Source organism: Affinundibacterium nitidum, from assembly GCF_014284155.1.
Taxonomy (GTDB): Bacteria; Pseudomonadota; Gammaproteobacteria; order Burkholderiales; family Burkholderiaceae_D; genus Undibacterium; species Undibacterium nitidum.
In genome coordinates this window covers 457,897-480,220 of the sequence record NZ_JACOFZ010000002.1, presented here as the reverse complement: position 1 = coordinate 480,220, position 22,324 = coordinate 457,897, and the positions used below count along the sequence as shown (strand labels likewise).

Sequence of the window (22,324 nt, the reverse complement as noted above, 5' to 3'; positions counted from 1 at the left end):
ATGACACTTCATCAAATAGGTTCGCATTATGGCCATCCGCGTTGCCTTGCATCATAAGACTAGCTACCACTACGATAAACCAATTAATCTGTCGCCGCATGAAGTCCGTCTACGTCCGGCACCGCACACGCGAACACCCATTCTGTCGTATTCGTTGACAGTAACGCCGTCTGATCACTTCATCAATTGGCAGCAGGACCCCTATGGTAATTACATTGGGCGTTTTGTGTTTCCCGAGAAGTCGCCCGTCTTGGAATTTACGGTGGATCTGGTGGCCGATATGACGGTGATTAATCCTTTCGATTTTTTCGTCGAAAGTTATGCCACCCATTTCCCGTTTGACTACACGCCCCAATTGCGCTTAGAGCTGGGCCCCTATCTGCACGTTGAAGAGCCAGGTCCGTTGCAGGAAAAGTGGTTAAGTAAATTGAAGGCCGAGTTACTGGTCGAGAAAATTACGACTAATGATTTCTTGGTGGCGATCAATCAGCGCCTGCAAAAAGACATTGGGTACTTGGTACGCATGGAACCGGGAGTGCAAGAACCTGAAGAAACTTTGCAGAAGCAAACCGGATCCTGTCGCGATAGCGGCTGGCTGCTCGTACAGATGCTGCGTAATATGGGTTTGGCAGCGCGCTTCGTTTCCGGCTATCTAATTCAATTGAAAGCAGATCAAGCCGCCTTAGACGGCCCGAGTGGCACCACGGTCGACTTCACCGATTTGCACGCATGGGCCGAAGTATATGTGCCAGGGGCTGGTTGGATAGGGCTAGACCCCACGTCAGGTATGCTTGCCTCAGAAGGACATATTCCCTTGGCTTGCACGGCGATGCCGTCGTCAGCGGCACCGGTCTCTGGCTTTGTCGATAAGGCTGAGGTCACCTTTTCCCACGAGATGACAATCACGCGTATTCATGAAGACCCACGCGTTACCAAACCTTATAGCGAACAAGATTGGGACAAAATTAACGCCCTAGGGCAGCAGGTTGATGTCGACTTGAAGCAACAAGACGTGCGCTTAACCCAAGGTGGCGAGCCGACATTCGTCTCAATTGATGACATGGATGGAGCCGAATGGAATACCTTGGCGCACGGCGATAAAAAGCGGGAGCTGGCGGGGCAGCTGATGCACAGGCTCAAAAATCATTTCGCACCGGGTGGCATGCTGCATTACGGACAAGGTAAATGGTATCCTGGTGAACCATTGCCACGCTGGGCCTTGAATATTTATTGGCGCGTAGATGGACAGCCAATGTGGCGCGATATTAGTTTGTTTTCGGATGAGAATAAAGCCGAGGGCTATGGCGATCCAGAGGCCAAGGCTTTTGCGTTGGAACTAACACAATCATTGCTGTTGTCGACGAATAGTCTCATTCCGGCTTATGAAGACGTGGTGCAGTTAGCGCAGCGAGAACAGGCTTTGCCAGTTAATCTTGATCCGCTCAAAGCGGATCTATCGGCATCTGAAGAACGGCGTCGCATCGCACGATTGTTAGCGCGTGGCCTCGGTGAAGTGGTGGGCTATGTGTTGCCACTCAAACCGCAAGAACTCGACGCCAGCACAGCCTTAGGAAGTAGCTGGAGAACTAGCCCATGGCCGTTGAAACGCGAACACCTCTATCTATTAGAAGGTGATTCGCCGATGGGCTTACGGCTACCTTTGGCGTCGCTACCTTGGGTCTTGGAAGCCGACAAAGTGCAAGAGTTTGATGTTGACCCATTCGCCAAGAAGAGTGATCTGCCAGCGATCAACACTGCTAAGGATGCGGGTAAAACGGTCGTTACTTCCGTGTTAAAAATGGCGAATAAAGAAGATGCCAAGCCAGAGACAAAACATGCTGGGGCAAGCACAAATGTAAACGCTAACGAATCCAAGTCAAATTCAAAGATAGATGCGATGCTCGTGGTGCACGAGGTGATTCATACTGCCTTGTGCGTAGAAGTGCGTGAAGGTCGTTTGCATGTGTTCATGCCGCCTATAAAGCGTATAGAAGACTATCTCGCATTGGTGAGCAATGTGGAAGCGACTGCTGCCAAACTCAAACTTAAAGTAAGAATGGAAGGTTATCCTCCACCCCGTGATCCTCGCGTGAAGCTCCTCAGCGTGACACCTGATCCGGGCGTTATTGAGGTAAATATTCATCCGGCTGCGACCTGGAATGAGTTGGTATATAACGTGACGACGCTGTATGAGGAAGCGCGTCTAACACGCTTGGGTACAGAAAAGTTTATGGTCGACGGTCGCCACACTGGCACCGGTGGTGGCAATCACGCTACTTTGGGCGGCGCAACCCCAGCTGATAGTCCCATGCTGCGTCGGCCTGACGTGTTAAAAAGTTTAATCACCTATTGGCAAAATCATCCTGCTTTATCGTACTTGTTTTCTGGTACCTTTATTGGTCCAACAAGTCAGGCACCGCGGGTTGATGAGGCGCGCGACGACAATTTGTATGAGCTGTCTTTGGCCTTTCAGCAAATGGATAAAGTGCTACCCAACTTGCAAGAGAGCGAGCGCCCTTGGATCGTGGATAGACTGCTGCGCAATCTCTTGGTTGATCTCACCGGTAACACGCACCGCTCAGAATTCTCTATCGACAAATTGTATTCACCTGATAGTCCCACTGGGCGCCTCGGCTTAGTCGAATTTCGTGCTTTTGAGATGCCACCGCATGAACGGATGAGCTTGTTACAGATGCTGCTGCTGCGCGCCTTGGTGGCGAGTTTTTGGCGTAAGCCCTACACCTGTAAATTGGTCAATTGGGGTACTGCTCTCCATGATCGTTGGATGCTCCCACATTTTGTGGCACTGGATATTCGCGATGTAGTAAAAGATTTGCAAGCCGCTGGCTACGCCTTCGAAGAGCATTGGTTTGACCCCTTTATTGAATTCCGTTTCCCGCGTTTCGGCACGGTGGTGTATGACGGCGTGGAGATGGAGTTGCGTCAGGCGATTGAACCTTGGAATGTATTGGGTGAAGAAGTCAGTGGCAGCGGCACCGCGCGTTACGTCGATTCGTCGATAGAGCGCTTACAGTTACGGGTGCGTGGTGTCACCAACAGCAGGCATATCGTCGCTTGCAATGGGCGCCCATTGCCACTACATCCGACCGGTATTCCGGGCGAATTTGTCGCCGGTGTAAGATTCAAAGCATGGAACCCATGGTCTGCCTTGCATCCAACTATCCAGAGTCACGCGCCGTTGACCTTTGATTTGGTCGATACTTGGAGTGGCCGCGCCATTGGCGGCTGTACTTATCATGTAAGCCACCCGGGCGGACGCAGTGAAGAAAATGCGCCAGTTAACGCGAATGCTGCAGAAGCGCGTCGTTTTGCACGATTTTGGGATCACGGACACACGCCAGGCCCTATAATTGTTTATCGAGAAGATTTAAACCCGAATTTCCCGATGACGCTTGATATGCGTTGGCAGCCCTAGTGGCAAAGGCCGAACGGTGTGAACACCATCCTATGTGAAAAAGTTGAATAAGAATTTAAACCAGCTGCTATCGTCCTACCCCGTCACTCGCGAGACCTTCGATGAGATGCTTGAGCCATCGCGGGCGCCCCGTGCGCATTGGCGTCGCTTAATGGAAAGTCTGGCGCAAGAGCCAGAAGGTGTCATGCAGCAGCGTGCAGCAATCGTACAACGAAAAGTGCGCGAAAACGGCGTTACCTATAATGTGTATGATGATACTAAGGGAATGCAACGCCCATGGGATCTAAATGTCTTGCCCATGATCTTGCCGCATGAGGAATGGGAAGAGATTGAAGCTGCGGTAGTACAGCGCGCCACTTTATTGAATCGCATTCTGATCGACATTTATGGTGAGCAGAGCTTGTTGGCCGAGGCAGCTTTACCCGCTGCACTTGTCCACGGCAATGCAGGCTTCTTGCGACCCTGTCATGGCATTGAGCATCTCGACGAGATTGCGCTGCATTTTTATGCAGTCGATTTGGCCCGTGCACCGAATGGTCAATGGTGGGTGGTCGGTGATCGTACCCAAGCACCGTCGGGCGCGGGCTACTCTTTAGAAAACCGTTTCGTAATCGCTAGCGCTTTTCCTGAGCTTTTTCGAGAAATGAAAGTCAGGCATCTAGCTGGCTTCTTTTCGACGATGTTAGAAAGTATGACGCATTGGGGGCGAATGTGCGCGAACGGTGGCACAAGCGCGCCCAACGGTCAGCGAACCTTGGCTGAAAATGAAGACCCTCTGATTGTTTTGTTGACGCCTGGCCCGTATAACGAAACTTATCATGAGCAAAGTTTTTTAGCGCGTTATCTCGGGGTGCCGCTCGTCGAAGGAAGTGATTTAACCGTGCGCGACGGCATGGTTTGGTTGAAAGCATTGTCCGGCTTGCAGCGCGTACATGTCATTATGCGCCGCGTTGACGATGAATTTAGCGACCCACTAGAGCTAAGAAGTGACTCTGCCTTGGGTATCGCGGGCTTAACTGATGTTGCACGTCGTGGCAACGTGGTCATCGCAAATAGCTTGGGTTCTAACTTATTGGAGTCAGGCGCCTTGCTCGGATTTTTGCCTAGCTTGAGCGAAAAGATCTTGGGTGAAGAATTAAAAATGCCTTCCGTGGGAACTTGGTGGTGTGGCGAGCCAGCAGCTCTTGAAGAAGTAATTGCGCGTTTAGATCAACTGATTGTTAAACCGAGTTTTCCGCAATTACGCCAATATCCAGTTTTTGGCAAAGATTTGAAAGGAAGTGCGCGAGCCGAATTCATCAAAAAGATGCGTGCCCATCCAGAGAATTTTGTTGCTCAAGAATTAGTGCATTTGTCGCAGGCACCGATCTGGCGTGCACAAGTAGCTGAGCAAGTTCGTACAAAAAATGACAATCCAGTGGCAGAGTCATCGAAGCCATCTCAGCCTCTGAAGAATTCTCTCACGGCATCGGCAATAGGTTTGCGTGTGTATGCTTGTGCGACTCCATCAGGTTATGTTGTGATGCCCGGTGGTTTAACTCGGGTCGCGACGGGGCCAGACGACCGCGTATTAGCGATGCAGCGTGGTGGTGGAAGTAAAGATACTTGGGTGCTTGCCAATCCTCAGGCCGAGCCCGAGAGTATGGTACGCAAACAACCGAACGCTAAAGATTTGATACGCGACGACACTCATTTGTCTAGCCGCGTTGCCGAGAACCTGTATTGGTTTGGGCGCTATTGCGAACGATGTGACAATATCGCACGACTCATGCGTACCGCGATAGTGCAAATGATTACCATGCCCGCGGAGATGCGTCGAGATGAATGGCAAACCATACAGGCATTGTGTGCTTGGTCTTACTTGATTACTTTGCCAGCGATCGAGACTGAGGCGCAATCACAGTCACAGACGCAATCTGGCATACCAAGCCAAAGCCAAAGCCCACAATCGAATACACCAGCGACCGTACCCATACTGTCCGACCAGCAGCTTGAGAGTGAACTCATGCTTGCAATGGTCTCCCCCTCTTTACCAGGTATCGCCAATCAATTACAAAACCTGTATCGCATCGCCAGCCAATTGCGTGAACGCGTTTCACTCGACAACTGGCGCACCATCAATCAAATGATGCAGCGCTTCGGTAACGGTGAAACACCGCCCACAATTTCTGAAGCTTCGCTCATGCTTGATGAAGCAATTAGTGATTTGATGAACCTCACAGGATTTGCCTTAGATGGTATGACGCGAGATAAAGGCTGGCGCTTTTTATCGATCGGTAGACGCATCGAAAGGCTCCAATTTATTTGCGCCTTGCTACAGCACGGTTTGGCCATGCGTGCCAATAGCAAACTCGACTGGCTCCTTGAAACGGCCGATAGTATCGTGACCTATCGCTCACGATATATGGCTAGACCCGAATGGATGTCAGTGCTCGACCTATTGTTGCTCGACGAAAGTAATCCCCGCTCAGTGGTGTTTCAATTGGAAGGCATACTCACTTATTTGAGTAAATTAGCGCGCAGTTATGGCGCTTGTGGCACAGAACTTCTCGCGCCCTTATTGCAGGAATTATTAGTGCTTGATCCGGCCCATGATTTTTACGCCGGTAATCCTGCTTTGATCGATCTCTTGGGGCGAATTAGTCGCGCCAGTGCCGAGGTTTCTGATAGGCTGAGCGTGCGCTTTTTTAGTTACACTGGGGTATCTCCAAACCTAGATAAGCCCGGCGCAGCAAGTGGTTCTTCGGTAATGGGTACTTCTTCATGAACACATTGCTTCGTCCAGTCGTCGCACATTATCAGGTCGTGCACCAAACGGATTATCAGTATCAGAATCTGGTAACCTTGTCGCAGCAATATTTGCATCTCTCGCCACGTAGCTTTAAGTTTCAAGAGGTGTTAAATGATTCCATCACAGTCGCCCCGATTGGAGAAGAACGCACCGAAGGCCTCGACTATTTTGGCAACAAAGTGCAAAACATGACGATACTCGAACCGCATCATGCCTTGTCTGTGCGCGCCGAGTTTGAAGTGGTGCTGCGAGCGCGATACAGCTTCGCTGAATTGAGTCACTCGACACCATGGGAAGCTTTGCGTGACACGCGTTTTGTGTTTGACCCCTTGTCTAGCGATGAACCCCAACGTTATTTATACGCTTCACCCCATGTCAACTGGAACGAAGAGCTTCGAGAGTATGCATTGGCCAGTTACACGCCGGGCCGGCCGCATTTAGAAGCAGCATTGAGTCTCACCAAGCGCATCTTTGATGATTTTGAATTTGATGGTGAAGCGACTGATATTTCCACTCCACTTGAACAAGTCTTGAGAGGGCGCCGTGGTGTGTGTCAAGATTTCGCACAATTAATGATAGGTTGCTTGCGTAGCTTAGGCTTGGCAGCGCGCTATATCAGTGGCTATATTCTCACGCACCCACCAGAAGGCGAAGCTCGTTTGATCGGCGCTGACGCCTCGCATGCCTGGGTGTCAGTCTATTGCCCAGAATTCGGGTGGGTTGATTTTGATCCCACAAATCGGTGTCTAGTTCAGCATGAACACATCACCTTAGGTTGGGGTCGCGATTTTAGCGATGTCACGCCTATGCGTGGCGTGGTACTTGGTGGTGATCAACAAAATCTCGCAGTCAGTGTGACGGTAACCCCAGTGCCAATAAAGTAATTGTTTGGATAAATTTTATCCGACGCCGTGTCTTCGTTTCTGAGTATTAAAGCATTTCAATATAATATTTTTCGAGAAAATATTTCTCTTGTACCCTTTAATTTGCACCAAATTGGCACATCGCTTAACTTATAACAGCGCACTGCAAACAAAAAACTTGAATCTCCTTTCATTGGCTTATTCGGCAAAGTTCGCTAGTGTAAAATAGTGCTTTACCCAAAAAAACTGATTCGCAATGACTTACTGTGTTGGTATGCGCCTGGATGCAGGGCTGGTTTTTCTTTCTGATTCACGCACCAATGCGGGCGTTGATCAGGTCGGCACTTTCCGTAAAATGAGTGTGTTTGAAAATGCGGGTGACCGTATGATCGTACTACTCACAGCAGGCAATCTCTCCATTTCTCAATCCATACGTGAACTGATCTCCGCACATGTTAGTGCTGATGGTCAAAGTATTTGGACCGCATCCAATATGTACGAAGCCGCCCGCATTGTCGGTGACGCTGTGCGCAGTGTGTTTCATCGCGACGCCAAAGCGCTTGCCGAATTCGGTATCGATTTTAATGTCAGCATGATTTTAGGCGGCCAAATTAAAGGCGAACGCTGCCGCTTGTTCCAAATTTATTCCGCCGGCAATTTCATCGAATCGCACAACGAAAACACCTATTTTCAAATCGGTGAAGCTAAATATGGCAAGCCAATTTTAGATCGCGTCGTCACACCAGCAACACCACTCGACGAAGCAGCCAAATGTGCCTTGATTTCCATGGATTCCACCTTGCGATCAAATATTTCGGTAGGCTTGCCGCTCGATTTATTAGTGTACGAAACTGACCGCCTGGCAGTCACGCGCTTCGTTACCATTGACGAAAAAAACCAATACTTCCAAATGATACGCAACACTTGGGGTCATCAACTCAAAGCGGTATTCGAAGCCATCGATGATCCTATCTGGAACGCTACTCCTGAGATCGTACAGAATGTGCTTTCCTCCACCAATATGCACAGCAAACCAGTACGTGTTTTACCGCCACTTGGTGTGCAATCAGACTTGAACTTTGCTTCTGGATTGCAAACATTAGCACAAAATTTTGGTGACTCGCAGCAATGAAGAATTAAGCGAATCAAGACGAGTTAAAATCTTAAGCGCTGTTTATGTTTCTGATTTCCAAATTGTGCTAAAAGTAATCAAAAGAATGTGATCTCACACCGGATCCCAGTTCAACAACTCTTTTGTCCGCTGTTCAGTTTTTTCTCTTAAACAGCTCAAGTGCACGATCCCACGTATGGAGCCTTGTTCGTAGAGTGTGTATTTGGCGCTGCAGTCGGCGTCGCGGTATTTGATCCAGTTTTTCTGTGCTTCGATTAATTGCTTTTTGACCTCGGCGTACTTGGTGTCGTCAGACTTATCTGCGGGGGCGAGTTTTTTCATGAGTTGTTGATAAGCAGCGTTGAGCTCTTTGTCTTTCTTGGCCAACTCTTGTTTTCCGCACTCGTTAATTTCTAAGGTATTCGCTTGCGTTTTGCACGGATCAGCAGATTGTTCTGCTGCTAAACCGTTAATCGATGTCAGACTTAAAGCTGCACCAAAAGCAGCTGTGATGACGATGGTGAGGAGCGATTTTTTCATGATGGTCTTTCTAGTTTGGGCGACGTTGATATTCTACTAGTCTTACTCAACAGGGCGGATTGCCTAGATAAGCTTCACCAATTACGCGAAGGTAAATGAATAATCCCTCGCTTTAAAGCAGTGACAACGGCTTCGGTACGATCTACCGCATCGAGCTTATCGAGAATCGCATTTACATGACACTTGACTGTGCTCAGTGAAAGACCGAGTTGATCTGCGATCTCTTGATTGCGTAAGCCTTCGGCGAGTTTAGTCAGCACTTCTTGTTCGCGTGCACTTAGGTCGCTGCCATCGGTAGCGGTAAGCAGGGCGGCAATCTCATCGGTCACCCATTCGCCACCAGCACTCACGGCACGCACTGCATCTAAAATTTCTGTGCCGGGAGATCCTTTAAACAAAAAACCATTCGCTCCCGCAGCCAAGGCATTACGAGCGTCGGCGTCGCCATCGAAAGAGGTGATGGCGATTAGACCCGCTTTTGGGTGTTGGGCGCGGATAGCGCGAATCGCTTCGATACCGCTTTGGCCCGGCAAGCGCAAATCGATCAGAGCGACATCTGCGCGGATTTCATCAAATTTGGTGACGGCGCTAATGCCATCGGCCGCTTCGCCGATGACTTTGAACTCAGGATGTTGGCTAAATAGCGCTTGCAAGCCTTCGCGTACCACAGGGTGGTCGTCTACTAAAAACACGGTGATGCTGTGTTCTGTATTCATTATTCTTCCTCGATGAATGGAATGCTGGCGGTCACTTTCGTGCCCTTACCTATGCCAGTCGCAAGATGAAATTTACCAGACAATGCAGTCACGCGCTGGCGCATGCCAAATAAGCCAATGCCGGGATTGAAATTAGGTGAGTGGGCATCAAAACCGCAGCCGCTATCTTGTACTGTGAGCACAACGTGGTCTGGCTGAAAAGCAATTGTCACGCGTATCGTCTTAGCACCACTATGTCTTAAGGCATTGGTTGCTGCTTGTTGGGCGACGTTGAGTACTGCCGATTCAACCTTGGCTTGTAAAGGAATCGGATGGCCACTTTGTTCGACTTTGATTTTGATTGGTGTCCCCGCTACCAATCGTGCTAAATCTCGTCTTAAAGTGTCGAGCAAGTCAATCGCGGTCGGCTTAGTCTGTTTTGTACGTAGCTGCTTGAGCATGTAGCGTGTCTGCGTAATGCCGTCGCGGGCAAGTTCAATAGCGCGGTCAACATAAGGTAAGCCACGATGGCTGAGGTCGTTGGCCGCTGGGTTGCTGTTTGTTGGTGCTTGCGTTGTGCTTTGACCGGCGTCTGCTTCTTGCGATAGGACGGTGCGTGCCGTGTCGAGTTGCAGCAAGATACCTGTCATCGTTTGAGAAAGATTATCGTGCAAGTCGAGTGAAATTTGCTGGCGCTCGACTTGAATCAATTTGGCCTGTGCAGTTTTGAGATCATGCAAGGCATCAGCGAGTTCTTCATTTGATCTGGCCAAGCTGCTATGTGCGATTGAGTTGGATAATGCAATGGCTGCATAACTTGCCAGGATACGTAAGAGATCGATTTGCTCTTTACTATAGGCATCGATTTGATGGCTTTGTACGCTTAAACAGCCTATGACTTTATGGCCCGCAAAGAGCGGCAAAAAGATCATGGTTTCTGTCTTTGTGACATCTCCGGGGATCGTAATGTCGCCAAGGTAATTGCTCAGTTCATGCCGCTGTTTGGTGATCATATCCTCGTGAATTTGCACGCACCATACAGCAGGGTGATGCAGCTCATTGAGCTTGATGGCTGCATCGGGTAATCGACGGCCACCCTCCATCTTGTACGCTAAGTTCAATTGGGCGCGGCTCTCGTCGACGATGCCAATAAAAAACACGTCGACTTGAAGTTTGGATGAAATTTGACGATATACACGGTCAAAAGCCTGCCCGGTATCGAGCGTCGATGTGAGCTCACGACCAATCGCGCCGATATCCAAAATGTCTGCGGTACTTGCGTCGATCAGAGTTTGCAGATGCCTAGCTTGTTCCTGTAGGCGTTGCTCGCGCCAACGTAGTAAGGCGGCAATGAAGCCCGCAATGAGAATCAAAATACATGCCACGAACCACCAAGATTGCCACCATGCAGGCAAGACGCGAATGGGAATGACCAATTCTTGACTAATCCATTCGCCATGCCGATTGCTGGCTCGAACGTGCAGTTGATATAGACCTGGCCATAAACTGGTGTAAGCCGCATTGCGATGATCTGCATCGGTTTCTATCCAATCTTTGTCATAGCCTTGCAGACGGTACTGGTAGCGATTTTTTTTGGGTTCGGCGAAATCAAGAGCAGCAAATTCAATCGAAAAGTCACGTTGCGAAGGGGAGAGTACAAGTTTAAATTGCTCACCTTGCATGGAGTTCGCCAAGTTGCCCGGGGCGATAGCATGGCCATTAATCTTGAGTTCAGTGATGGCTATTTGGGGCAGCGGTGCCATGGAAGTAAAACGATTGGCATCAATGATGGCGATACCCTTTGTACCCCCAAACATGAGTAGACCATCGCGTGTTTTAGTACAAGAACCGTTCCAGCTGGTGTGGGCATCGATACCATCGGCGCTACTCAAAAAGCGTATCTGCATTTGTGCAGGGTCAATCACTGCATCTTCAGTCCAAATGCGACCTTGCTGGTCTTCGAGCAAATTGCTGCCAAGATTTTTGTCGGCTTGATTGAGTAAGCCGCTCACATAGTCAAATTGCGCGACTTTTCCATCCCAGGATTTTAGTCGATGTAGGCCTTTGTCGGTGTTCACCCATAGCTGACCAAGGTGGTCGAGCAGTAGGCCTTGTACGTAGTCTGAGACGAGTCCAGTCGCGCTATTGTTTGCTACGCGCTTTAAACTTCGTTGACCTCGTGTTTGTATCCACAAACCTTGGTCTGTGCCAACCCAAACATGTTGTTCCTGATCTTCGATAATAGCAAATACCGTGACAAGGATAGGTTTTCCTTGTTCATCTTTGAGTACGTCCACGGTATTGCCAGCACGCCAACGTGCGATACCATGATCGGTTCCGATCCAGAGGCTGCCATCGTGCGCGCTAAAGAGACGGCGTACCTGTTGATCGGGCAGCCCTGTGATGGTTTCCCATTGCTGTGACTTTGGCTGTAGGCGCAATAGTCCAGATTCCTGTGTGCCGGCCCAAATGCTACCGTCTTTTGTTTGTGCTAATGCGGGAATAACTTTGTCGGGCAAACTTAACGCCGCATTTTTATCATTTGTATCGCGTGAAGAATGGGTGCGATAACCGCCGATGAGCCCAAGCTTACGATCAATGATGTCTATCCCATTGCCACTGGTGCCTATCAACAACCTGCCGTCTTGAAGTTCTATCACACTGGAGACGTCAGGGTGACTTAAGCCGTTACGGCGATTCGCGCTGTACTTGAGGGTGCGAATTGCCATGTTCTGCGTGTTCACTCGCTGCAAGCCTATGCCCCAAGTTCCTATCCATAACCACCCAGCACGATCACGCAATAATGGTTTTAGGTCATCGTAAAGCAAACTTCCAGGTGAACTGGTGTCGAGCCGAATAGTTTGTAGAAGTTGCCCGTCTTTAGCGGATACGATATTGATACCGCCGCCATAAGTTGCTAGCCAAATTTCTTCCGCACGTCCTTCAGAAATGGCCGTGATCCATTGTGAGCTTAGTTGTTGCCCTTTCAGGCTGTGACGGTCTAGCCAATGTAAATGCACGGTATCAGTATCGGCACTATTTGCCATGAACCAACCAGCGCCATAGCTTCCACTACCTACCCAAATTTTGCCATCGACAGCTTGATATAAGGCAGTGATATCTTTATCCACTACGATATTCTCAAATAATTTACCATCACGACTTAAACGCTGTAAGCCTCGCCCACTGCCTAACCACAAGCGACCCTCTTTATCGATAAGGAGGCTTGCCACGCTATTGGCTAGCAAACCCATATTGGGCGAAGCGTTTGCTATATTGCGTAGTTGTTTGTTTTCCTTTTGATAGAAGTGCAGGCCGGTCTCAGTTCCGATCCAAACATTGCCAGCTCGGTCTTCGACGAGAGCCCTCACCATGCTGACACTCAAACTATCTTTGTTAGTACTGGTCTCGTAATCGAGCTGTTCAAAGGTTTCGGTGCGCGGATCAAAGACGGAAATACCATCACTACGTGTCCCAATCCAAATCCGCCCATCACTCGCAGCTAATAAGGAATACACATAATTGCCAACCAAAGAATTCGATTGCTTTGTCTGGTGGATAAATTTCCGGTAGCGATAGCCATCGTAGCGAATCAATCCATCTTGTGTTCCTATCCAAATAAAACCGCGCTTGTCTTGCGCAAGGGCAGTGATGATTTGATCGTCAATTGTCTCCGCGTCCCGCATTAATTCAAAACGGGGTTCAATAAATGGAAAATCTTGCGCTGGACTTTCTTGTAGCGGTAGCAGCGTGCACAGCATCACAAGTTGAAGGCGTGCCAAGAGCTTCACGCACCAAGCACCTTGATGCGTTAACACTGATTGAGTTGGATACAAAAACCTGTACATGCTGAGCGTGTGAGAAGAAAGAGGGCAGATCTTGGATGGCGTGCGTTAGCGTTAAGACAAGCCAACATGAGCCTTGTTTTATATGAAAAATTGTACCGCGATTAATCGCCATTTCTTGCTGCTGTTGTTTTGTAAGAGCCTAGTGTGACAGAACTAATGTTGATAGCAAAAGGGCATCTTCAGAGGAGAAATCGAGCAGGGTAATCAAAAAGAAATGATAAATCATACTTTCGGACGATTGAGGCACAGCATTGCTTTCTATATATTCACCACGGCTTCATGTAAAAGCGTTGACGTATCGTTAATTTTGATTTTGTGGACCGATGAGAAAACCATGTTAGTAGCTTTAGTGCCCTACCTAATTATTGGCGTGTTATTGGTGGTGATCGCCATGCTTGTGATGTCTTTACGCATTTCACGCAAATTAGTTGCGCGCTTGCTCATCGACGAAATCTATTATCACGAATGTCGCAGTAATTTATTTTTTAAGAACATTGATAACGCCACCGTAGAGCAGCGTCTTCACGGCAACTTGCATCGTTTAGTGGACAACAAACACATGCAATCTGTTGCATGGTGGGTGGCAATCAAAACCGAAGGGAAACTACAGAGGCCTCAACGGCCCGTTCGGGTATTGAAGCAACGAGACTTATCGTTGACCTAAGTTGGCCAAGCCTCAGTCGAATCGAGCGGGGCACCGGATCAGCGTAGTCGCCAACAAAATGAATACCCCCTGTTTAGACCGGACTCGTTCCGGTCTTTTTTTGCGCTCTTGATTCAGCTAACTCGATGCGAAGAGTGACGATGCCATATGAATACCTATGTCAGCGTAAGTATGTGAACATGACTGTCTTCACACGAGATATCAATTAAGGGGCAAATTTGAGTGCGCGCCAACAGCTCTCGATATTACTTGTGGAATTGGTCGAAATCGACTTTGTAAAGGAGACGATATACCACCACACTTTAAGTCCGGTCGCAAGTTACTATTTCCGTTGGCGGCATTTGAGGAGTGGGTCCAAAAGAAAATGACATATCGTTGATTTTCTCTTTAGCGAAGTAAAGGGACTAAAAGGCCTCGCGCCTTTTGGTCCCTGTAGATTAAATTGGTGTTCGTATCTTTTAGAGCTATTGGTATACGTAGCTACTGATTCTGACTACGTTCGCTCTCAATAAGTAACGCATAGCAAGATACTGCTACACCGGTTATGATGAGATAACTAGTTGACTCTATGACGGAGAACGCAATTCCAACTCCAGCGAAAGCTCCGCTAATGAATTTTGCTATGCTGATCAATTCATGATCTAGATTTTCTTTGCTCATTTTTGTGTCCTTGTATTGATTTTTTGAAAATGAATACACAGTTGGTTCTGCTATGTGTCTTGAACCCTCAGGATATCGATCTTGAGAATTTATTTACGGCCTGTGAAAGAGTCGCCCTCATTATTTTCATTTGAATCAACAACCGTGTATTTGCTATTCTTCATGGCAAAACATGCGCCTTTCACAAAGCCTCTCAAAGGGCTAAAGTAAGCTTGACCTGATGCCTCAAGAATATTTTTAAAGCCTTTCTTTGAATCCAATTCAAAAACGGATTTGTTAACTTCGGTAGTGGCTCCTCACACAGACGCTAATACAATGTCGATCAAAAACTTTGAGTATTTTTTAATGTGGTTTTCCATGTGGATATAATGGATGTACCCGCTACTGTTTTTTCTAAAGCTTGAATCATTTTACGGTAATCGAAAACTGTAGTTAGATTTCTTTTGTGTTTGCGAGTTGGATGTCAAAATCGTACTTTATAACCTTTGCGATATGGCACCTTTAGTTTTCCACAAATCGATCTCGTGTCAAATGAAAGAGAACTCTCTGCTAATAAACAAGTAAAACTACAAATGTAATGGAGAAAACTGAATCGATAATCCTCTATTTTTCGTAGCCCATTTTGCTGCTTGCAATTCCATTGGCTTGAACTACATTGATATCTTTAGGAGATAAAAATGACTTATAACATCCCGCTCGTACTTTATTTCACTGTAATGGGAATTGCAGTGATCTACGCTGTCTATCTGTGCGTAGGATTTATGCGAGGTATTTTGGCTGAGCGAGAGAACTTTCAATAAGCCTTTTCATATCTTTGTTTTGTCATTAGTTTGTTTCAGAGTAAATCCGAACAACTCTGATAATGAGCTTTATTTGCGATTATTACTTTCACTCTCCAATCCTTGATCTAGGTTGAAGGGAATAGTTGGCTGTATATTTAGTGGCTTAGTTGCTTTCGCTTGGATAAATAATCGAAGCGTGTTCGGTGCTTATTAGGTGGCTTTTGGCTGTGATAAATTTCGTACAAATTTATGCTAAATCTGGCCAAAGTCATTTTTCGAAATTGCTATCTACAAAGATTTCGTTCAAGGGTATTCCAAATTTATGCCAAGTATTTTTTTTGGTTTTGGTGTGTCGATTGTGTCAAGACTGCGGTGACTTTCAAGTTTGAAAGTCATATGAAATTACGTCAAATATGACATTTTCTGGGTGCGTAAATCTGGTTATTGGTTGGCCTGTCGTTACAAGAATTTTTTTGCGAGGAAAATAGCATCTTTTAGAGAGCGCAATGCCCCAAATTAGTCGTTGCATTTAGTCTTAAACGTAGCCACTGTATTCCGCACTAATAATGGTAAGCAGAATTTTTAATAGAAACAGTGAATTACTAAGTTAAAGAGTGAGGTGGTGAAGACATTGATGAATATTGACCCTTCTGGGATTTTCAAAGAGTTTTTCGTACTGAAGACAGTTTTAGACACATAAATCCGAACACACAAAGCAATGTAGAACCGGACGTGAAATTGCCATAAATTGTGTTGAGAATGGGAGGAAGAGAGAGACTCAAAGCTGAAATTGTGGCGGAGAAATTTCAAAAAAAGTGGTAAAACCATCCTGCAGGCGACAAATGGCACGATGAGTTTGGACTACAAAGCTGCTTCGATATCGTTAGCTTTTCAAGCTTTTGGTATCAGTCAAACCTGCTTTCACTATCAAACAAAATTATCGACAGAAAACGAGATCATCGCCGGCTAGTTAATCGGATTAACCACTTCACAAGGCAATTAGGGTTTTTGACTCTGTTTCTTGTACTTGCGCAACGTCAAAGGCTGCGGTGGGAATCACAAGCGTGTCTATCGAACCTATCGGAGTTTGGAATTGAATTTGCGAATCAAACCCAAAAAGCGTTTGGCAAGGGAACGGCCCGAATATTTGCGCTGGCCGCATAGCCTCTATTTTTGAACTCTGTTAAAAATGGGGGGGATCACCATTAATTAGTCGTATATAGTTATTTATCGCTAAAACTTCATTTAAATAGTGATATTTAACTAAATACGACGCTCTTTACCTAGTCATTTAGGTCAACCGATCACTCGCTCTCTGGTTGAATTTCGAGATAATTTTCCGCTCAGACTTAGGTTGGTGTGAAATATAGGGCAGGGGTCGATTTTGGGGTGATTATTCATCAGAATCGATGAAAAATAGCGGCCTCCCAAGAGCCTACCAAAGCACCAAGAACAAAAAGGGTTAGTGCCTACTACGGCTCTAACCCTTTATGTTTTTGGTGGCCCGGGGCGGAATCGAACCACCGACACAAGGATTTTAAATCCTCGATTAAATTATTTAAAAACAATGGGTTAGATATATTTTTTCTACGCAATTCGATATTTTTCATGAAAATTCTTGCCCCGAGAAATTGAATTGTTCTTAGAATGGCGGAGCGAAAAAGTGGTTGAAATTTTAGCTTCAAGTGGGTATTTTTGGCCGAGAAATGTAGGTTTTTTAAGTCTCGCTTTTTGGTGAAGGCATTTTCGTTTAACAACTCTTATGTTGTAATTTTGATTTACAATTCATAGCTTGTAATTTGTTAATACAATCTTTATGTTGTATTGTTGAAATACAATGTTAAACTTGTAGATAGTCTACATTGCCAGCAGGAGGCGCATATGGAATATCGAATTCAAACGCTCAATCAACTTAAGCCACTTGTTCAAGGATTTAGGCGAAAATCGGGTTTGACTCAAGCCGCAATGGCCGAGCAATTAGGTGTGTCTCAACAAGCTTACGCACAGATTGAATCAAATTTATCTAGCACAAGTGTTGAACGACTTTACACAATTCTTAGGCTATTGAATATCGATATTAATTTTACGAGTCAGGCCGGGGCTCAAGCCATAACGGGAGATATTACTAGCGCCTCTCCCCAAAAGTTTGTCAGCCCTATCAAAGTTAAAAAGTCACAAGATGTCAAAGTAGAACAAAGTATTGGAAAAAACGTCACGAGAGAAAAGCGGTCAAGCACTTTATCGAAAGCAGAAGAAGCAAGCGTAAACAACAAAAGACGAGCCTTGGCATCACCTGTAAAACTAAGCAAGCGTTCAGACACGACGAAATGGTGATTCATGACAAGCAGAGCAAAGCACAATACGCTAAATGTTTGGCATAACGGTATTCCTGTTGGTCAATGGAGAAATAAAGCCAATTCTTCCACTTTCACTTACTTTAATGAGTGGCTAGAGGATGAGGGGGGACGGCCATTGTCATTGTCGATGCCATTTACGGCAAACAATGATGCCTATTCTGGTCAGGTAGTCATAAACTATTTCGATAATTTATTGCCAGATAGCGACATCATTCGACGTCGGCTCGCCATGCGTCACAATACAGGTGGCACATCTCCATTTCAACTGCTTGGGGTAATAGGTAGAGATTGCGTGGGCGCAGCTCAAATACTCCCTGAAGATATGCAGCCCGAAGACTTGTTTTCCATCCGTAAGCGTCCATTAGATGAACGGGCGATAGCTAAATTATTGCGTGATACTACCAATTCAAATGGGTTTGGACACACAGATGATGATCAAGATTTCCGCATTTCCATTGCTGGTGCTCAGGAAAAAAACGCTCTTCTATACCATCAAGGACGTTGGTACTTACCAATTGGAAGTACACCAACCACACATATATTGAAATTGCCGCTCGGATTGGTCGGAAGTATGCGTGCGGACATGAGTACCTCGGTCGAAAATGAATGGCTCTGTTCTATCATCCTTGAAGAATTTGATCTGCCGATTGCGAAGACAGAGATTCTGCAGTTTGAAGAACAAAAAGTGCTCGCTGTAGAAAGATTTGACCGGAAGTATTCAGACGATAAAAGTTGGATTGTTCGACTTCCTCAAGAAGATATGTGTCAAGCCTCGGGATGTTCACCTCTCAATAAATATCAGAGAGATGGCGGACCAGGGATTGACGCAATTATGCGGCTATTGTTGGGCTCCGAAAGGGCGGCAAAAGACAGACGAAATTTCTTTAAAACCCAAATCATCTTTTGGTTGCTCGCGGCAACCGATGGACACGCAAAAAATTTCAGTATTTTCTTACTGCCGAAAGCTCGATATCGGGCAACGCCAATTTATGACGTGTTATCTGCACACCCAGTTATTGGTACCGGACGCAATATGATTTCACCACAAGACGCTAAACTAGCTATGGCAGTCCGTGGAAGCACCAACTACTATCATCTCCAGCGTATCCAACGCCGACACTGGTCTAGTATGGCAAAACAGGTAGGCCTAGGCGCGACCAATGCTGAAGAAATAATCGAAGAGGTACTTGGACAGGTCCCAAAAGTTGTTGAGTCTGTGTATGGAAGATTGCCCGCAAACTTCCCTCCATCCCTTGCCGAGTCGATAATTGAGGGGATACAAAAACAGGCCGCCATTCTTGCTAGTCAATCGAACCTCGTTGCAACGGCAAGTTGTTGACGCGCATCCAAAATTTTAACCGCACCGCCGGCTAGTCAAATTTGAGAGCGCGCCAACATTCGTGCCGGGATGATTGTTGTGAGTTTCATGATTTCTCGAAGTATTTTGGAAGCGGTAGTAGCTCGTCGAATATGCTGACTACATACTCAGGGGAAGACCATTCATCCTCGAATGTAATGTTAAGTTCGGTCATCGTCTCACTCTCCTGGTATGTAACGAATAACATTGCCATCTGAATGCAAAATAACTGTAACGTGACCGCCGGGGGAAGTTAAAGGACGGCCATTTGAGTAGCCGCGGATAAATATAGCAAATACTTCAAAGCCCTCGTTCGTCTGCTTAACTCTGTAACGTGCATCGACCGACTTTTGTGTGTTCTTCTCAAGGTAGGCTTGCACGCGCCAAACAATACGTCGCTCCTCAGCGGAAAAGTGTGGATCGTCAGGCCTCAGCATGTCGTCAAAAGACTCGGATGTAGCATTTGACGGGAGAGGCGTGTTGGTAGATGCTTGTTCTGTACATCCGAGCAACGCGATAAAACTCAACACAGCGAGAAGAGTACGCATAGAACTTAACGTTTGAGTTGTGTGGCGTCGCAGCCGTCCGAAACGAATGACCAGTTATGCATGGAGTAATGTCTCGTCATACCACACATCTTCATAATTATTTCCATCAATTAGAAACCTATATCCGGGTGGAAGTGAAAGATACTCTTTAATTCCCGCCAAATAGGTATCTATATGTTCAACATGTAACGGTGAAAAAGCATCATCTTCGAGAGGCATTTCCGTTCCGCACCAGATGTACCAGCCATTTGTCCCATTTTCAGGATTTTGGCGAAGACCATTTATTGGTTCCTTTCCGAGTGTGCCTAATGCTATACCTAGCTTTGATTCAGGCAAAGGTATGTTGGGCTCCACATTTTGCCACTGGCACACTGTCTGTTCAATTAACTGGCGCATGATTCCTTGATGTATAACGTGGAATTGACGGGCAGCCGGAGCGAAGCGCAGGGAGCCACAAGCGCAGCTTGTGACTGTCCCACTCGACTTTCGAGTTACGCTGATGGCTAGTAGAAGTCATAGTAGATAGCCCACTCTCCTGATGTGCGGTGTTTCCAAAACATCAGGCTTCCATTGTCGACTACGTTCAAGTTAATTTTTGAGTCAGAGGACACCTGAAACACGAACTCGAATCCATCGCCTGGATCAACCCCTGATTGACAGAAAGAAGGATACCCACCGATCTTATGCTCATAGGAGTGCGTAATTAGATCGTAGTAGCTTTCGATTTCTCCATCTTTCTCTAAGCGAAGAACTTCTCTTTCAACATCGTAGGGAACTCCGCCGCCGTCCCATAGCGGGTAGTCCTCATGCACAAGTTCCGCTTTTAGCGGAAATGGCTTTAGATACGAGCTCTCTACACGCACTTCTTTTCTGACAAGGACCTCTTGGTGAGAGTACTCACGTACCACCCAGTTGCATCCCATTTTTTCAAACTGCTCCGGAAACGGCTCAGATATGAATACGGTTAAGACACGCACATCTTTTAGGCAGAGGGGAACAAAAGGAAGACTTGGGAGGTGAAATTGCGCCAACGGCAGAAGTGATTCTCCCGCGTCATTTTTTGGAATGGACTCATCCTCTCTGAATAGAAAGACATGGCCAAGCCAGCTCTCGTCCTCGCTATGCGTTGGCCTAAACCCACCGGCTGAGAATTTTGTCGCCGGCTTTGCCAACTGTTTCTTAATCTCTGCGATTTCCATTCGAACACAGCCTAACGCAAAATTGAGCGGCACGCGCTTGCGCGTCCGGCGGAGCGAAGCGGAGCAAACTCGAATATCTTGTTATGCATTTTTAATGAAGTCAATTTGATTTAATACACGCTCGTATATTTGTGTGAGTTCTTGCACCTCAATTGTAAACGAACACTGATTACCGTTTCTTAAAGTAAATGAAATTTTGGCCGTACCGTCATCGATCGATATTTTTCCTGAAACATCATCAGTAGTTGGCCCATGTACGAAAAAAGGGTGATCTTGTTGCGTTGTCGCAGTTCTTAGAAATGAATATTCTCGCTGCATTGAGTAAACAAAAGAAGGAATATGGACCTGATTATCAAAGTAAGTCAGATGCTCGTCACAAGCCCAAATATTTACCTCTAATAATTCTCCATCGATTGATTCTGCAATCTCGAATGCAAGACATCTACGGTTGCCAATGGATTTTAATTGAGCACTATGCATAACGTAACGGTGAACGGCTGGCCGCCCACAAATTTAATAGATATCGCGCCGCATCACGGCTAGCCTGATCGACCATCCTGTTAGGTATTTTACCCACCAGATTTAACTTCTGATATAGCTGCTTGAAGCAAGGCAATCAATTGTTCTGCTTGATCAATACTCATTTCAAGCTCTGTATTTCCCTCAACACTTTCATCAGATATTTGGTCATCAGAAATGTCAATATTAGAAATATCTGTTTCAGGGTGAACCGACCAGGTTTCTATATTAATATGGCCTTGATGGATATTGGGCAGTATTTCTATAAACCCTTGTCGATATCCAATGCTATTACATCGTATTTTATTAAACGGATGCATACGGATTTCAATACCTAACGCTGATTTGAAAGGCGCGCGCGCCAATCAATAAGTTTTAAAAAAGAGCCTATTCGCGCATCATTTTCTAATGCCATATTAGCGCAATGTCCTTATTAGTATAAATGCAAATTCAACGTTTCAAGGGCTTCTTGCACAGCAATCAAACCAACGTCGTCACATTCTCCTTGGTAGGGTTTAACTAGCAAATGGCTTCGAGGTTGCCGTACTATTTTCTCAGGACTGTCATCAACAATCGTAATATTCTCTACGATATATCCTTGGCTCTGAACCTTCCGCAAGTCTTTTACGTAGACATAGCTATTTGTCTTCGCATCGACCTTTTGAACACATTTTTCGATTGACCAAGCAAATTTGAGTGGATACGTTTCGCCGAATATTTGCTTTGTAACCTCCATCACATATTGTGGGCTTGATGAAGACCACACGGCAATATCAAATCGATTCGCAGTGAACTTCAGAAGTTCATGAACATAGGGACGCAAATAAATGAAGTAAGGCTCAACCACGAAATTGGGCTCATACGATAATTTCGTCTCAGTCGCATGAACTAACGTCTCGTCAAGATCAAATATGATAAGCCGGCGTGAGGTCATGGAATGGGCGCTAACGTTGA

The 22,324-nt window shown here is 46.4% G+C and carries 17 protein-coding genes and 1 pseudogene; 9 read left to right on the top strand and 9 right to left on the bottom strand.

The window, feature by feature from the left end:
• The first annotated feature begins 28 nt into the window (after positions 1-28).
• The 4 genes from H8K36_RS09525 (at position 29) to H8K36_RS09510 (ending at position 8,222) form a co-directional block, all read left to right on the top strand.
• Positions 29-3,436: a transglutaminase family protein gene (locus H8K36_RS09525; RefSeq protein ID WP_186915892.1), complete on the top strand. Its 3,408-nt coding sequence runs from the start codon at positions 29-31 to the stop codon at positions 3,434-3,436.
• A 43-nt stretch (positions 3,437-3,479) separates the two neighbouring features.
• Positions 3,480-6,203: a circularly permuted type 2 ATP-grasp protein gene (locus H8K36_RS09520; protein WP_230404458.1), complete on the top strand. Its 2,724-nt coding sequence runs from the start codon at positions 3,480-3,482 to the stop codon at positions 6,201-6,203.
• The gene (locus H8K36_RS09515) at positions 6,200-7,111 is read left to right on the top strand and encodes a transglutaminase family protein (RefSeq protein WP_186915893.1); all 912 of its coding nucleotides are present in this window, start codon (positions 6,200-6,202) and stop codon (positions 7,109-7,111) included. Before H8K36_RS09520 ends, H8K36_RS09515 begins: the two co-directional genes overlap by 4 nt.
• 235 nt (positions 7,112-7,346) lie before the next feature.
• Positions 7,347-8,222: a proteasome-type protease gene (locus tag H8K36_RS09510; protein ID WP_186915894.1), complete on the top strand. Its 876-nt coding sequence runs from the start codon at positions 7,347-7,349 to the stop codon at positions 8,220-8,222.
• A gap of 93 nt (positions 8,223-8,315) precedes the next feature.
• Here H8K36_RS09510 and H8K36_RS09505 read toward each other — a convergent pair whose 3' ends face one another.
• The 3 genes from H8K36_RS09505 to H8K36_RS09495 all read right to left on the bottom strand — a co-directional run bounded on the left by H8K36_RS09505 (position 8,316) and on the right by H8K36_RS09495 (position 13,254).
• Positions 8,316-8,741 (bottom strand): lysozyme inhibitor LprI family protein, encoded by a 426-nt coding sequence (locus H8K36_RS09505; RefSeq protein WP_186915895.1) that lies wholly within the window; start codon positions 8,739-8,741, stop codon positions 8,316-8,318.
• A 74-nt stretch (positions 8,742-8,815) separates the two neighbouring features.
• Positions 8,816-9,457, bottom strand: a complete 642-nt coding sequence (locus tag H8K36_RS09500; protein ID WP_186915896.1) for a response regulator — start codon at positions 9,455-9,457, stop codon at positions 8,816-8,818.
• A complete protein-coding gene (locus H8K36_RS09495) occupies positions 9,457-13,254 on the bottom strand; it encodes a two-component regulator propeller domain-containing protein (RefSeq protein WP_186915897.1) in 3,798 nt (1,265 codons plus the stop codon). The genes H8K36_RS09500 and H8K36_RS09495 overlap by 1 nt, the downstream gene beginning before the upstream one ends.
• 364 nt (positions 13,255-13,618) lie before the next feature.
• Between H8K36_RS09495 and H8K36_RS09490 the strand changes: the two genes are divergently transcribed.
• The 5 genes and pseudogenes from H8K36_RS09490 to H8K36_RS09480 all read left to right on the top strand — a co-directional run bounded on the left by H8K36_RS09490 (position 13,619) and on the right by H8K36_RS09480 (position 19,086).
• Positions 13,619-13,948 carry a hypothetical protein gene (locus H8K36_RS09490; RefSeq protein WP_186915898.1) on the top strand — a complete coding sequence of 110 codons (330 nt, stop codon included), beginning with the start codon at positions 13,619-13,621 and terminating at the stop codon, positions 13,946-13,948.
• Between the two features lie 1,337 nt (positions 13,949-15,285).
• On the top strand, positions 15,286-15,408 hold the full coding sequence (locus tag H8K36_RS19490) for a hypothetical protein (RefSeq protein WP_255423125.1): 123 nt from the start codon (positions 15,286-15,288) through the stop codon (positions 15,406-15,408).
• A gap of 738 nt (positions 15,409-16,146) precedes the next feature.
• Positions 16,147-16,549: pseudogene (locus H8K36_RS19325) on the top strand (IS3 family transposase); the annotation flags it as partial.
• 722 nt (positions 16,550-17,271) lie between these two features.
• A complete protein-coding gene (locus tag H8K36_RS09485) occupies positions 17,272-17,724 on the top strand; it encodes a helix-turn-helix transcriptional regulator (protein ID WP_186915899.1) in 453 nt (150 codons plus the stop codon).
• A 3-nt stretch (positions 17,725-17,727) separates the two neighbouring features.
• Positions 17,728-19,086, top strand: coding sequence for a type II toxin-antitoxin system HipA family toxin (locus H8K36_RS09480; protein ID WP_186915900.1), 1,359 nt, complete (start codon positions 17,728-17,730; stop codon positions 19,084-19,086).
• Positions 19,087-19,283: 197 nt separating this feature from the next.
• Here the strand turns inward: H8K36_RS09480 and H8K36_RS09475 are convergent, their stop codons facing one another.
• The 6 genes from H8K36_RS09475 to H8K36_RS09450 form a co-directional block, all read right to left on the bottom strand.
• Positions 19,284-19,652 (bottom strand): hypothetical protein, encoded by a 369-nt coding sequence (locus H8K36_RS09475; RefSeq protein WP_186915901.1) that lies wholly within the window; start codon positions 19,650-19,652, stop codon positions 19,284-19,286.
• A gap of 54 nt (positions 19,653-19,706) precedes the next feature.
• Positions 19,707-20,048, bottom strand: coding sequence for an immunity protein Imm33 domain-containing protein (locus H8K36_RS09470; RefSeq protein ID WP_222611184.1), 342 nt, complete (start codon positions 20,046-20,048; stop codon positions 19,707-19,709).
• Positions 20,049-20,155: 107 nt separating this feature from the next.
• Positions 20,156-20,851 carry a DUF1963 domain-containing protein gene (locus H8K36_RS09465; protein WP_186915902.1) on the bottom strand — a complete coding sequence of 232 codons (696 nt, stop codon included), beginning with the start codon at positions 20,849-20,851 and terminating at the stop codon, positions 20,156-20,158.
• Between the two features lie 81 nt (positions 20,852-20,932).
• A complete protein-coding gene (locus H8K36_RS09460) occupies positions 20,933-21,331 on the bottom strand; it encodes a hypothetical protein (protein WP_186915903.1) in 399 nt (132 codons plus the stop codon).
• A gap of 89 nt (positions 21,332-21,420) precedes the next feature.
• Positions 21,421-21,690, bottom strand: coding sequence for a hypothetical protein (locus H8K36_RS09455; RefSeq protein ID WP_186915904.1), 270 nt, complete (start codon positions 21,688-21,690; stop codon positions 21,421-21,423).
• Between the two features lie 113 nt (positions 21,691-21,803).
• On the bottom strand, positions 21,804-22,304 hold the full coding sequence (locus H8K36_RS09450) for an HAD family hydrolase (protein ID WP_186915905.1): 501 nt from the start codon (positions 22,302-22,304) through the stop codon (positions 21,804-21,806).
• Between the last annotated feature and the right edge of the window lie 20 nt (positions 22,305-22,324).

Bases quoted from the DNA above. Each gene is read 5' to 3' on its own strand.
- H8K36_RS09485 (WP_186915899.1), top strand. From the start codon at position 17,272: ATGGAATATCGAATTCAAACGCTCAATCAACTTAAGCCACTTGTTCAA.
- H8K36_RS09500 (WP_186915896.1), bottom strand. From the start codon at position 9,457: ATGAATACAGAACACAGCATCACCGTGTTTTTAGTAGACGACCACCCT.
- H8K36_RS09480 (WP_186915900.1), top strand. From the start codon at position 17,728: ATGACAAGCAGAGCAAAGCACAATACGCTAAATGTTTGGCATAACGGT.
- H8K36_RS09475 (WP_186915901.1), bottom strand. From the start codon at position 19,652: ATGCGTACTCTTCTCGCTGTGTTGAGTTTTATCGCGTTGCTCGGATGT.
- H8K36_RS09455 (WP_186915904.1), bottom strand. From the start codon at position 21,690: ATGCATCCGTTTAATAAAATACGATGTAATAGCATTGGATATCGACAA.
- H8K36_RS09510 (WP_186915894.1), top strand. From the start codon at position 7,347: ATGACTTACTGTGTTGGTATGCGCCTGGATGCAGGGCTGGTTTTTCTT.
- H8K36_RS09470 (WP_222611184.1), bottom strand. From the start codon at position 20,048: ATGCGCCAGTTAATTGAACAGACAGTGTGCCAGTGGCAAAATGTGGAG.
- H8K36_RS09490 (WP_186915898.1), top strand. From the start codon at position 13,619: ATGTTAGTAGCTTTAGTGCCCTACCTAATTATTGGCGTGTTATTGGTG.
- H8K36_RS19490 (WP_255423125.1), top strand. From the start codon at position 15,286: ATGACTTATAACATCCCGCTCGTACTTTATTTCACTGTAATGGGAATT.
- H8K36_RS09525 (WP_186915892.1), top strand. From the start codon at position 29: ATGGCCATCCGCGTTGCCTTGCATCATAAGACTAGCTACCACTACGAT.
- H8K36_RS09450 (WP_186915905.1), bottom strand. From the start codon at position 22,304: ATGACCTCACGCCGGCTTATCATATTTGATCTTGACGAGACGTTAGTT.
- H8K36_RS09465 (WP_186915902.1), bottom strand. From the start codon at position 20,851: ATGGAAATCGCAGAGATTAAGAAACAGTTGGCAAAGCCGGCGACAAAA.
- H8K36_RS09460 (WP_186915903.1), bottom strand. From the start codon at position 21,331: ATGCATAGTGCTCAATTAAAATCCATTGGCAACCGTAGATGTCTTGCA.
- H8K36_RS09515 (WP_186915893.1), top strand. From the start codon at position 6,200: ATGAACACATTGCTTCGTCCAGTCGTCGCACATTATCAGGTCGTGCAC.
- H8K36_RS09505 (WP_186915895.1), bottom strand. From the start codon at position 8,741: ATGAAAAAATCGCTCCTCACCATCGTCATCACAGCTGCTTTTGGTGCA.